At 39.5% G+C, this 11884-nt stretch carries 11 protein-coding genes and 1 tRNA gene; 9 read left to right on the top strand and 3 right to left on the bottom strand.

Going from position 1 to position 11884, the window contains the following annotated elements; all coding sequences use genetic code 11:
• The first annotated feature begins 11 nt into the window (after positions 1 to 11).
• On the top strand, positions 12 to 389 hold the full coding sequence (locus R2S10_RS09230) for an Hpt domain-containing protein (protein WP_316840157.1): 378 nt from the start codon (positions 12 to 14) through the stop codon (positions 387 to 389).
• On the opposite strand, the gene pssA is transcribed toward R2S10_RS09230, so the two are convergent.
• Positions 373 to 1089, bottom strand: a complete 717-nt coding sequence (pssA, locus tag R2S10_RS09225; protein WP_316840156.1) for a CDP-diacylglycerol--serine O-phosphatidyltransferase — start codon at positions 1087 to 1089, stop codon at positions 373 to 375. The two genes, R2S10_RS09230 and pssA, sit on opposite strands and share 17 nt — an antisense overlap.
• 7 nt (positions 1090 to 1096) lie before the next feature.
• Positions 1097 to 2770: a transcription termination factor Rho gene (gene rho, locus R2S10_RS09220; protein ID WP_316840155.1), complete on the bottom strand. Its 1674-nt coding sequence runs from the start codon at positions 2768 to 2770 to the stop codon at positions 1097 to 1099.
• Between the two features lie 272 nt (positions 2771 to 3042).
• Between rho and pyrF the strand changes: the two genes are divergently transcribed.
• Genes pyrF through R2S10_RS09200 form a run of 4 tightly spaced genes read left to right on the top strand, consistent with a single transcriptional unit; the run spans position 3043 to position 6318 of the window.
• A complete protein-coding gene (gene pyrF, locus R2S10_RS09215; protein WP_316840154.1) occupies positions 3043 to 3873 on the top strand; it encodes an orotidine-5'-phosphate decarboxylase in 831 nt (276 codons plus the stop codon).
• Positions 3870 to 4760: a DMT family transporter gene (locus R2S10_RS09210; RefSeq protein WP_316840153.1), complete on the top strand. Its 891-nt coding sequence runs from the start codon at positions 3870 to 3872 to the stop codon at positions 4758 to 4760. Before pyrF ends, R2S10_RS09210 begins: the two co-directional genes overlap by 4 nt.
• A gap of 54 nt (positions 4761 to 4814) precedes the next feature.
• Positions 4815 to 6095: a DUF2851 family protein gene (locus R2S10_RS09205; protein WP_316840152.1), complete on the top strand. Its 1281-nt coding sequence runs from the start codon at positions 4815 to 4817 to the stop codon at positions 6093 to 6095.
• 1 nt (position 6096) lies between these two features.
• Positions 6097 to 6318 (top strand): PspC domain-containing protein, encoded by a 222-nt coding sequence (locus R2S10_RS09200; RefSeq protein WP_265841423.1) that lies wholly within the window; start codon positions 6097 to 6099, stop codon positions 6316 to 6318.
• Here R2S10_RS09200 and R2S10_RS09195 read toward each other — a convergent pair.
• The gene (locus R2S10_RS09195; RefSeq protein ID WP_316840151.1) at positions 6315 to 6965 is read right to left on the bottom strand and encodes an ankyrin repeat domain-containing protein; all 651 of its coding nucleotides are present in this window, start codon (positions 6963 to 6965) and stop codon (positions 6315 to 6317) included. The genes R2S10_RS09200 and R2S10_RS09195 overlap by 4 nt on opposite strands.
• Before the next feature lie 320 nt (positions 6966 to 7285).
• Here R2S10_RS09195 and R2S10_RS09190 point away from each other — a divergent pair, with 320 nt between their 5' ends.
• The 4 genes from R2S10_RS09190 (at position 7286) to R2S10_RS09175 (ending at position 11541) form a co-directional block, all read left to right on the top strand.
• On the top strand, positions 7286 to 9964 hold the full coding sequence (locus tag R2S10_RS09190; RefSeq protein WP_316840150.1) for an FtsK/SpoIIIE family DNA translocase: 2679 nt from the start codon (positions 7286 to 7288) through the stop codon (positions 9962 to 9964).
• An 18-nt stretch (positions 9965 to 9982) separates the two neighbouring features.
• Positions 9983 to 10633 carry an outer membrane lipoprotein carrier protein LolA gene (locus R2S10_RS09185; protein ID WP_316840149.1) on the top strand — a complete coding sequence of 217 codons (651 nt, stop codon included), beginning with the start codon at positions 9983 to 9985 and terminating at the stop codon, positions 10631 to 10633.
• A gap of 38 nt (positions 10634 to 10671) precedes the next feature.
• Positions 10672 to 11436: an MBL fold metallo-hydrolase gene (locus R2S10_RS09180; protein WP_316840148.1), complete on the top strand. Its 765-nt coding sequence runs from the start codon at positions 10672 to 10674 to the stop codon at positions 11434 to 11436.
• 21 nt (positions 11437 to 11457) lie between these two features.
• A tRNA-Leu gene (locus R2S10_RS09175) sits at positions 11458 to 11541 on the top strand.
• Positions 11542 to 11884 lie beyond the last annotated feature (343 nt).

Genomic DNA, 11884 nt, shown 5'->3' with positions numbered 1-11884 from the left:
AGATTTGTTTGATGATCGATCCAAATAAGAATAACGAACCTCTTGACCTTACTTATCTGAAAGATATGTCTGGGGATAGCGCAGAATTTATTATAGAGATGTTAGACCTTTTTAAGGCCCAAACTCCTACTTATGTAGCAGACTTAGGTAAGGCGATAGCAGATGAAGATTGGGCTAGGGCATCGAGCTGTGCGCATAAAATTAAGCCTACCTTTGCTTATGTAGGGCGTGAGGATGCGAAAGATCATATGCAGATGATGGAAAGAAATGCCAGAGAGCTGACTAAGATAGAAGAACTGCCAAAGGCATTTAATGAGCTTTGTGATTTCACCCAGGTCTTATACAGACAACTGGATGAAGCTAAAGCCGATCTTAAGAAACGGCTTTAACTTTTGTCGTTCTATTCTCAATAATGGATAGAACGATATACAATACCAAAATAAGTGGGATCGCCACAAATTTAAAGATCAATAATAATAATACGGAAGCGATAATAAGGATATACCTGAAGGTGTTTTCAGCGAAGCCGAAGCTTTTGAATTTTAAAGCGATCAGCGTAATCTCACTCACTAGTAAATAGCATGCCAGGGGAATAAACGCCAGGTATAGCAATACTGTAGTGGTAGAACTGTCAAAATAAAATACATCACTTTCATAGATAAAAGGTACGGATGCGATCACTGCGGATATTGCCGGAGTAGGTACACCTATAAATTTATCAGTTTGCCTGGTATCCAGATTGAACTTAGCAAGGCGATAAGCGGAAAATACCGCGATAAAGAAGGCCAGGTAAGAAAGGATAGGGAAGGCTTCATATCCGAAAAATGATTTTGGTGCCATATGGAACAGGATCACCGATGGCAATACGCCAAAGCTCACCATATCTGCCAAAGAATCCAGTTCTTTGCCCATAGGTCCGCTTACCTTTAAAAGGCGCGCGGCAAAACCATCAAAAAAATCGATGAACAGGGAGATCAGAATGCATAGCGCAGCCGATCTTAAATCCTGGTTAAATGCGAAAACAATGCCAATACATCCGGTAAACAAGTTAGCGGAGGTAATGGCATTGGGTATTTGTTTTATGATCATTTCTAAATTAGCTATTCATTGAAATCAAAAACTCTTCGTTGGTTTTTGTATTTCTGATTTGCTGCTGTACAAACTCCATGGCTTCCTGAGCGTTCATATCTGCCAGGTGGTTACGTAAGATCCAAACACGTTGTAAAGTGTCTCTATCGTGCAGTAAATCGTCTCTACGTGTACTTGATGCAGTGATATCAATAGCAGGGAAGATACGTTTGTTAGATAATTTACGATCCAACTGTAATTCCATGTTACCAGTACCTTTAAACTCTTCAAAGATCACCTCGTCCATTTTCGAACCAGTATCCGTTAAAGCAGTGGCAAGGATGGTCAATGAACCACCTCTTTCAATGTTACGGGCCGCACCGAAGAAACGTTTAGGTTTGTGTAATGCATTGGCATCCACACCACCTGATAAGATTTTTCCTGAAGCAGGAGCAGTGGTATTGTAAGCTCTGGCTAATCTGGTGATAGAGTCTAATAAGATCACTACATCATGACCACATTCTACCAGACGTTTTGCTTTTTCCAAAACGATATTGGCAATTTTAACGTGTCTTTCTGCAGGCTCATCAAAAGTAGAGGCAATCACTTCAGCTCTTACACTTCTAGCCATATCTGTAACCTCTTCCGGACGTTCATCGATCAATAGAATGATCAGGTATACTTCCGGATGGTTTTTAGCAATCGCATTTGCAACTTCTTTCAGTAAATTGGTTTTACCGGTTTTAGGTTGTGCCACGATCAGACCACGTTGTCCTTTACCAATTGGAGTAAATAAGTCGATGATTCTGGTCGAGTAGTTATTGCTTTCCGTGAACAGGTTTAATCTTTCTGTAGGGAATAATGGAGTCAGGTAGTCGAAAGGAACACGGTCCCTTACATCAGCAGGTAAACGTCCGTTGATGGTTTCTACCCTTACCAATGGGAAATATTTCTCGCCTTCTTTTGGAGGACGGATACTTCCTTTTACCGTATCACCAGTTTTCAAACCAAATAATTTGATCTGAGATTGTGATACGTAGATATCATCCGGAGAAGACAGGTAATTGTAATCCGCAGACCTTAGGAAACCGTAACCATCAGGCATAATCTCTAATACCCCTTCGTTGGTGATGGTATTGTCGAAATCCAGATTAGAATAACTGTTTTCGCTTTGTTTCTGATTTGCGTGTTGGTTAGGCGCTTTCTGTGGCCTGTTGTCTTCTCTTGGCGGACGTTGTTTTTTATTTTCCGTTTGAGGGTTTGCTACCGTTTCAGTTTTTACTTCTGCAACAGTTTCTGTAGCTACTGCTGCAGGTTGTTCTGAAACTGCTTCTGGAGCTTTAGTAATTTTCTCTTCTGCTACTACCGGGGCCGGAGCCTGTGCCTGTGAAGGCTCATTGTCAAATAATGCAGCTCTGTTAAAGTTGTTGCCTTTACTTTCTTCTTCCTCTTTAGGAGTTATTCTGATCCTTTTTCTGGTAGACTTTTCAGTAGAGCTTTCTTTTACAGTCTTTACTTTTGGCGCTTTTGCAGGTGCTTCACCTTCAACAGGTGCAACATCAGGTTGTTGCTCTGTGATTTGAGAGATGATTTCAACCAGTTCAGCTTTACGCAACTCATCGGCATTTAGGATACCTTGAGTTTTAGCTATCTCCCGCAATTCGGCGGTGAGCTTTTCATTTAATTCTGTTTTGTTAAACATTATATGGGTGTAGAGAATATTTTAAATAAAATTGTTTATCCAATTGAACAGAGCAAAAAATGCATTTATAAAAGATGGTATGGAACAAAATTTTATGGGATTTTCTGGAATGGTCAGATAAACTTTAGGGAATTATGCCACAATTGTATGTATTTGTAAATTAATCTCCAAGAAAAACTTTCAAATGTTTATAAAAATTACATTGAAAAGTTTAAAAACACGGTTGAAATCCCTATGAAATTTGGCATCTTTGCACACAAAATTACGCATAGATGAATAAAAAACAGCTATTTGAGCAGATCCAGATCAAAAAATCTTTTTTGTGTGTTGGCCTTGATCCTGTATTAGAAAATATCCCTCCGCACCTTCTAAAATACGAAAATCCGGTTTTAGAATTCAATAAGCAGATTATTGATGCCACCAAAGATTTGTGTGTGGCTTATAAACCGAACACCGCTTTCTATGAATGTATGGGATTGAAAGGTTGGGAGACATTGATCAAAACCTGGCAGTATATGCCTGAAGATATTTTCAGTATTGCAGATGCAAAAAGAGGAGATATTGGCAATACTTCTGCGATGTATGCGGATGCTTTTTTCAATGAAGCCAAATCAAATATGAGTTTTGACTCGGTTACGGTGGCTCCATATATGGGGAAAGATTCAGTTAGTCCCTTTTTAAATTACAAAGATAAATGGGTGATTTTGTTGGCACTGACCTCAAATGCTGGTCATAGTGATTTCCAATTACACCAGACTCCAGAAGGGAAATTATACGAAGAAGTGATTCGTATTTCTTCTCAATGGGCAGATAGTGAGCAATTGATGTACGTAGTAGGTGCAACCAGAGGACTGGAGTTTAAAAACATCAGAAGATTGGCACCAGATAATTTCCTATTGGTTCCAGGTGTTGGAGCGCAAGGTGGAAGCTTAACGGATGTTTGCGAATATGGCTTAAACAAAGAATGTGGTTTGTTGGTGAATTCTTCCAGAGGCATTATTTATGCAAGTAAAGGGGAAGATTTTGCAGAACGTGCAAGAGAAGAAGCATTGAAGTTACAGCAGGAAATGGAAGCAATTCTATTGGCAGCTAAATTAATATGACCCAAAAGACCGATTTAAAGCTTATTGGGGCGTTATTGGTAGTCGCCATTGTATGGGGGACTACCTATCTCAGTATTCGTGTGGCGGTGGAAACAATTCCCGCCTGGTTTGTGGCGGCCATGCGGCAAACCATTGCTTCCCTGATTCTGATGATGATTTTGATCTATAGGAAAGAACTGGCCTGGTTGGGCTGGCCTTACCTCAGACGTCAAATTATGTTGTCTACTTTGATGGTGGTGATGGCTAATGGCATGGTTACCGTGGCAGAAGAGACTATTCCGAGTGGCTTAACGTCCTTACTGAACTCCTTAAATCCGCTGGTGGTATTCTTGGCATGTGTAGCGGTTGGTTTGCAGAAACCAAGTTGGAAAGGCTTTTTAGGCGTGGTTATCGCTTTTTTAGGCGTAGTTTTTATCTTTAGAGATGGCATCAGTGAGTTGCTGGATCCGAATTATAAAACTGGGATTATGTTTCTGTGTTTTGCCATCAGTGGTTGGACTATAGGAACCATTTATACCAAGAAAAATAGCCATAAATCAGACCATATTTTACTGGATTTGTTTTACCAGTTTGCATTTTCTGCAGTTGCACAATTTGCATTGGCTTTCCTGTTTTCTGGACCTACTTCTGTGAGTAACTGGAGTTTGCACAGTTTGTTGGCTGTGGGGTATCTGGCGGTTTTTGGTTCGGTATTCACTTTTTTCTGCTACCATTATGCTTTGAAAAGGGTTTCCCCAACAGAAGTTTCCATTCTTACTTATTTCAATACCGTGATTGCCCTGTTCCTCGGCTGGCTAGTGTTAGATGAGGTCATCACAGTGGATATTTTAATCGCAACGGTGTTAATTATTGCGGGGGTATTTATTACCAATTATAGAAGGAAATAATAATTATACAATCTTATAGTGATAATTTAATTCTTTTGAATCAAATTAGACTTCATGAGATTTCCTGAAAGTTTCCTTCATTTTATCTGGCAATTCCGATTGTTCCAGGCACTAAACCTGTTTTGTACAACTGGTGAACCCCTAAGTATTTTGGGAGTGGGAATGCCCAATAAAAACGCAGGACCGGATTTTAGTCAATCTAAATTGAGTATTGGAGGCCGGACCTGGATCGGTGATGTGGAAATTCATCTGAAGTCTTCCGACTGGTTCTTACATGGCCATCAGGATGATCCTGCTTATGCTGCGGTGATTTTACACGTGGTCTATGAGCATGACCGGGCAATTTATCGTAAAGACGGAAGTTTGATCCCCGTCTTGATTTTGAAAGACTTATTCCCGGAAAGTCTTTTAACTCATTATGAAAGGTTGGTCAATTCAATGCATACTTTTCCCTGTGAAAAGCAGATCCATTCCATAGATCCGGTAATTGTTAATGGGTTTCTATCAAGAATGATGGTTGAGCGTTTGGCACAAAAATCAGCATTGGTATATCAGTATCTGGCCAAAGTGAATGGGGATTGGGAGCGTACGTTTTATCATTTTTTAGCGAAGAGCTTTGGTTTTAAGGTGAATGAAATTCCTTTTGAACTTTTAGCTGATTCCTTACCCTTGTCTATCATCAGGAAGCATTTGGACCGTCCGATCCAGATAGAAGCGCTGGTATTTGGGCAAGCTGGTTTTTTATCGGGTGCTTTCAAGGATGCTTATCCCCGGCAACTAAAAAAAGAATATCGATTCCTGCAAAAGAAGTATGGCCTGGTTCCTATCGGAGTAGGAGCCTGGCGGTTTTTAAGAATGCGTCCGCAGAATTTTCCAACTTTAAGGTTAGCACAGTTTTGCGCTTTATTATTGAAATCTGATCGTTTATTCTCCAAAATATTGGAGTTGGAGGATTTAGCAGAGCTGAAGAAATTATTGCAGAATCTGCCTGTCAACCTTTATTGGGAGCAACATTTTCATTTTCAAAAGGAAACAAAAAAGGTGGAGGTCCAACTCGGGGCAGGTTCGGTTTTTCATTTGATCATTAATACAATTTGTCTTATCATATCAGCGTATGGGAAGTATTCCGATCAGGCCGATTTAATCAATCGCGGACTGCAGCTGCTCGAGCAGATGCCTGCAGAAAATAATGCGATTACCAGGTCTTACCTGCAAGCAGGGGTCGCTATAGACAATGCTTTTTTCTCGCAGGGAATACTTCAAATTAATAAATACTATTGTGCTGAAAAAAAATGCTTAAATTGTGGTATCGGAATCAAGATATTAAACCAATAAGATGTTCCAACGTATCATTACATTTTTTGAAAAGCAAAGTTTTGGGGTATGTACTTACCTTGCTGAGCGACTGAATATTTCAATCAGCAAAATCAGGCTGTTTTTCATTTACTCTTCTTTTTTAGCGGTTGGTTTTCCAATTATCTTTTACATTCTAGCTGCATTGGTGCTGGATGTGAGACATTATGTGAAAAAAATCAGGTTGCGCATCTGGGATGTCTAAACTTTTAAGATAGCGGCTATCTCTGCGAAACCTTTTTCTTCAGCAAGGTCTGTTGGTAATTTACCACCTTCCATTCTGATGTCCAAAGCTGCTCCATGTTCTAATAACAGGATGATAATTTCAATATTTCCAATTTGTGCAGCGGCATGTAATGCGGTTAGTCCGGCTTGTTGCTTTGCATTCACATCAGCACCTGCTTCTAAAAGCATTTTGGTAATGGGAAAACTTTTCGCCGCAACAGCAGAGTGAATAGGAAAAACATTAAATCCATTACTTGCTGGAATGTTCGCGTCTGCCCCCTTGAAAAGTAATAACCTGGTGATTTCCTCATGGCCGAAATAAGCGGCCAATCCTAAAGCAGTGAAACCATCTTTCGATGTGGTATTGAGCAATTCCGGTTGCTGTATCAGTAGTTGATCAGTTTCTTGAAACTTGCCTAATGCGCAGGCTTCAAAGAGGGTAATGGTTTTTGCGAAACCAGCAATTATTCCTGCAGTCACCGGTTTTTTATAATAACAAGCAAGGAGTAGTGGTGATATCCCATGGCTGGTTTCCTGGCTGGTTAGTTCCGGATGCATGGTCAGCAAATCAGAAATCTCTTGTTTATTGTCTGTTTCTATTAGTGTTTCGAGCTGAGAGATGTCCATTGTTAGATTTAGAGTCTTAAAATACGGGAATAAATTAACAAATTTTAAATGATATCAGCATAAAAAAAATCCCGGCAGATAAAAATACCTGCCAGGATTAACCTTAAAACAAAACTTATCTATAATTAAAACTTAAACGCTATGAGTATGACTATGATGGTGTTAGAAGGTTTAATGATGTCCCTGAAATCGGTTGATTTTATTTATTTAAGGAGCTAAGAATTTTTGTTGAATAAGTATACGTTTAAATGTATTTATAATAACTTAGTACATACAAGGATATGTTTTATATTTGTTGTGTATAATATTAGTCACGAAAAATGTCGGTAAGGGGAAATCAATTCAGGTCCAATTCGTTTAAAAACGAATCTGGCGATAAGCAAAGCTCGAAGTCAACAGCGTCCAGACCATCCGCAGAAAGATTTAACATCATGCCTCGATTGGACTTCCAAAATGGTAGGTTGTTTAAGATCATAGGGTTAGTGTTTGTGGTTTTGTCGTTGTATTTTCTCATCGCTTTTACTTCTTACCTTTTCACCTGGCAGGAAGATCATAGCTATGTGATTGATGCAAATGGTGGATGGGGGAACCTTTTCAAAACCTACGAGGAACTGCAACAGGTAAATATTAATCCGGTAGTGTCTAACTGGCTGGGTAAAATCGGTGCTTTATTAGCGCATCAGTTCATTTATGAATGGTTCGGTTTAGCCTCTTTCTTATTCATTTTTGTGTTTTTTGTAATCGGATACCGTCTCCTGTTTAAGGTGAAAATATTCTCTATTGAAAAAACACTTGCGTATAGCTTGTTCTTTTTATTATTCATTTCCTTAACCCTTGGTTTCGCACATTCTTTTATCAGCGATGCCCCTCATTTCCTCGAAGGAGAGTTTGGTTATTGGACCAATAAATTATTGGCTGCACAGATCGGAAAGGCTGGTGTAGCAGGATTAATTGGCTTTTTAGGGCTATCTATCCTGATCATTGCTTATAATATTGACTTCAAACTTCCGGAACGTAAAAAACCGGATGCTATTATTCCTGATGTTCCAGAAGAGGAAGAAGAAGGGACTGAAAATGAATTGCGCTCAGGCTCGGTAGAGTTTACACTAAATGACCGATTAGCAAGGGATCAGAAGCGGGAGCAAAATGTAGGTATTCAGCCTTCAACAAGATTTGAAGAACGGGAACTGGAAAGAGAAATCATTCCTGAACATAGAGCCCCGGTTTCTCCAATGGCTAATATCCAATTGGAAACAACACCTGTAATTCCAATTCCACCAGTTGCAGCTCCAATAGTGCCGCCAGTACCAACACTAGAGCGGGAATATGTAATGGAACCAGAACCAGAGCAAGAACCAGAACCGGTGGTTTCAGTTGCTGCAGCGATGCCAATGGAAATTACCCCTGTTCCGGAACAAGAATTGGAATTGCTGATTGAAAAGACGGAAGAAGAGAAAAAATCTGATGACCTCGTAGAGCAGTTTGGTAATTATGACCCTACTTTAGATCTGTCGAGTTACAAATATCCAACCCTTGATTTATTAGATAATCACGGTTCCAACAAGATCTCTGTGAATACAGATGAATTGGAGGCGAATAAGAATAAAATTGTCAATACACTGCTTCATTACAATATCGAAATTGATAAAATTAAAGCAACGATTGGTCCAACGGTAACCTTGTATGAGATTATACCGGCACCGGGCGTAAGAATTTCCAAGATTAAAAATCTGGAAGATGACATCGCTTTAAGTTTAGCGGCATTAGGGATCAGGATTATTGCACCAATGCCGGGAAAAGGTACAATTGGTATTGAGGTACCTAATTTACACCCGGAAATGGTATCTATGAGAAGTATCCTGATGACGGAGAAATTCCAGACGACTACCATGGAACTGCCGATTGCATTGGGTAAAACCATTTCCAATGAGGTTTATATCGGTGATTTAGCCAAAATGCCTCACTTATTGGTGGCGGGTGCTACTGGTCAGGGTAAGTCGGTAGGGATCAACTCGATTCTTGTTTCCCTGCTTTATAAGAAACACCCTTCGCAACTTAAATTTGTGTTGGTCGATCCTAAAAAAGTAGAGTTAACTTTATTTAATAAAATTGAACGTCACTTCCTGGCTAAACTTCCTGGAGAAGCTGATGCCATTATCACGGATACGAAAAAGGTAATCAATACCCTGAACTCACTTTGTATTGAAATGGATCAGCGTTATGATTTGTTAAAAGATGCGCAGGTAAGAAACCTAAAAGAATACAATGAGAAGTTTATCAAAAGGAAACTGAACCCGAACAATTCACACCGTTTCCTTCCTTACATCGTCTTAATTGTAGATGAGTTTGCAGATTTAATGATGACTGCCGGTAAAGAGGTGGAAGCCCCGATTGCCCGTTTGGCGCAGCTGGCACGTGCGATAGGTATTCACCTTGTATTGGCTACACAACGTCCTTCGGTAAACATTATCACAGGTACCATTAAAGCGAATTTCCCTGCCAGACTGGCCTTTAGGGTATTGTCTAAAATTGACTCGAGAACGATCCTTGATAGTGGAGGTGCAGATCAATTGATTGGTAGAGGAGATATGTTGTTATCGACAGGAAATGACCTGATCCGATTGCAGTGTGCTTTTGTTGATACACCTGAGGTGGATCGTATTTCTGACTTTATTGGTAATCAAAGAGGGTATGCAGAGGCTTATCAGCTTCCTGAGTACATAGATGAGGCTGCTGAATCAGCTAAATCGGATTTCGATCCTAAAGACCGTGACTCCATGTTTGAAGAGGCCGCACGTCTAATCGTGATGCACCAACAGGGTTCTACTTCTTTGATTCAAAGGAAGTTGAAGTTGGGTTATAACAGGGCAGGAAGAATCATTGATCAGCTGGAAGCCACGGGTGTAGTAGGACCTTTTGAAGGTAGTAAAGCGAGAGAGGTGTTGATTCCTGACGATTATGCTTTGGAACAGTTCTTGACTGACCTGAAGAATAATTAACCCGAAAAGAGAATATAGATGAGAAAAATAATATGGTCGTTGCTGGTATTGACAGGTTTTGGATTTTCCGGTTATGCACAGCAAGATGCGAAGGCGAAAGCAATATTGGCAGAGGTAAGTAAGAAATACCGTTCTTTTGATGTGGTGAAAGCCGATTTCACCTTCAGTTTAGATAATGCACAAGCGAAGCTTAAAGAAACACAACAAGGAACATTAATTGTTAAAGCGAAAACAAATAAGTACCGCGTCACGATGACGAATCAGGAATTGATTAGTGATGGTAAAACGCAATGGACTTATTTAAAAGAAGATAAAGAAGTACAGGTAACAGACGCTGATCATAGCGGTGATGCCTTAAATCCAGCTCAAATATTCACCATTTACGAAATAGGCTTTAAATACGGCTATACCGGCGAAAGTAAGGTTGGTGGCAAAGTATATCAAATGATTGATCTGGCTCCTATAGACGTTAGTAAATCATACTTTAAGATCCGTTTAGGAATTGATAAGGCAGCGAAACAGATTGGAACAGTAGTCATTTTTGATAAAGGCGGGAATAAATACAGCTATACTGTGAAAAAGATGATAACAAACCTGAAAGTTCCGGAAAGTACTTTTTCCTTTGATCCGAAGAAGTATCCAGGAGTAGAAGTTGTAGACTTAAGGTAATTTGTTATTTTTGAAGATATGGTCTCAACTCATCAATTTTGAAAGTTACATTTTTAGGAACAGGTACTTCCCAAGGTATTCCAGTCATTACCTGCAATTGTGTGGTTTGTCAGTCGACAGACCATAAGAATAAGCGACTTAGGGTTTCTGTACTGGTTGAAATGGGGGATAAGACCATCGTCATTGATAGCGGTCCTGATTTCAGGTACCAGATGTTGCGCGCAAATGTGAAGGATCTGGATGCAATTCTCTATACTCATGAGCATAAAGACCATGTGGCTGGTTTGGATGACATCAGGCCTTTTAATTATCTATTGAAAAAGAACATTGATATTTATGCGACTACACGTGTTCAGGAGGCTTTAAAAAGAGAGTTTTCTTATATTTTCGCTGAAACTCATTATCCTGGATTGCCACAGATAGATGTACATACAATTACTGATCAGCCTTTTGAAATTGGCAATACCACAGTGATCCCATTAAATATCATGCATTATAAACTGCCGATTCTGGGTTTTAGAATTCATGATTTTACCTATATCACCGATGCCAAAACCATCTCTGAAGAAACGATAGAAAAAGTAAAGGGAACCAAGGTCCTAGTGATTAATGCCCTTCAACATGAAGAGCATATTTCCCATTTTACCTTAAAAGAGGCCATTGATTTTGCAGAAAAGATAGGAGCGGAAATGACTTACCTGACTCATATTAGCCATAATTTGGGCTTGCATGAGGAGGTAGAAGAAGAATTACCGAAAAATATTAAATTAGCCTATGATGGCTTAAGTATATTCTGCGAATAAATATATATTTGTAGGAGAAATACCCAGGTGGCGAAATTGGCAGACGCACCACCTTGAGGGGGTGGCGCTTGAAAAGGCGTGGCAGTTCGAATCTGCTTCTGGGTACAGCCGGACTTTGAACTCTTCAAAGTCCGGTTTTTTATGAAAAATCGTTATTTTTAGCTATTCTAGCATTGTTCAAAGTATTCCTGCTCATGTTAGTCTGGTAAAGGGGGAAGAGGAGATTAGCTTAGAACTATTTTATTCCAATTGGTGTCTTGCCTATTGACCAATGAGGCTGGTATAAATAATTTAATTGTGTAGGCAGACCGCTTGCTAATTTTTGCAGAGGCGTTACTGGTTGGCAGATTTTATATTCTCAATCAAATTATTAATGTTTTTTTTATTTCTTCCTATCGAAACTACAGACGTTTTTTTGTTGGGGTCACAAATACTATTTATCATTATT

Origin of the sequence: Pedobacter gandavensis, from assembly GCF_032678745.1 — a bacterium.
In the GTDB taxonomy this organism is placed as follows: domain Bacteria; phylum Bacteroidota; class Bacteroidia; order Sphingobacteriales; family Sphingobacteriaceae; genus Pedobacter; species Pedobacter gandavensis_C.
The sequence above is the reverse complement of the archived record's forward strand: the minus strand, read 5'-3'. Positions and strand labels throughout refer to the sequence as shown.

Excerpts from the sequence above, each read along its gene's own strand:
- R2S10_RS09195 (WP_316840151.1), bottom strand. The coding sequence starts at position 6,965 with ATGGACATCTCTCAGCTCGAAACACTAATAGAAACAGACAATAAACAA.
- R2S10_RS09190 (WP_316840150.1), top strand. The coding sequence starts at position 7,286 with ATGTCGGTAAGGGGAAATCAATTCAGGTCCAATTCGTTTAAAAACGAA.
- R2S10_RS09210 (WP_316840153.1), top strand. The coding sequence starts at position 3,870 with ATGACCCAAAAGACCGATTTAAAGCTTATTGGGGCGTTATTGGTAGTC.
- rho (WP_316840155.1), bottom strand. The coding sequence starts at position 2,770 with ATGTTTAACAAAACAGAATTAAATGAAAAGCTCACCGCCGAATTGCGG.
- R2S10_RS09200 (WP_265841423.1), top strand. The coding sequence starts at position 6,097 with ATGTTCCAACGTATCATTACATTTTTTGAAAAGCAAAGTTTTGGGGTA.
- R2S10_RS09230 (WP_316840157.1), top strand. The coding sequence starts at position 12 with ATGATCGATCCAAATAAGAATAACGAACCTCTTGACCTTACTTATCTG.
- R2S10_RS09185 (WP_316840149.1), top strand. The coding sequence starts at position 9,983 with ATGAGAAAAATAATATGGTCGTTGCTGGTATTGACAGGTTTTGGATTT.
- pssA (WP_316840156.1), bottom strand. The coding sequence starts at position 1,089 with ATGATCATAAAACAAATACCCAATGCCATTACCTCCGCTAACTTGTTT.
- R2S10_RS09205 (WP_316840152.1), top strand. The coding sequence starts at position 4,815 with ATGAGATTTCCTGAAAGTTTCCTTCATTTTATCTGGCAATTCCGATTG.
- pyrF (WP_316840154.1), top strand. The coding sequence starts at position 3,043 with ATGAATAAAAAACAGCTATTTGAGCAGATCCAGATCAAAAAATCTTTT.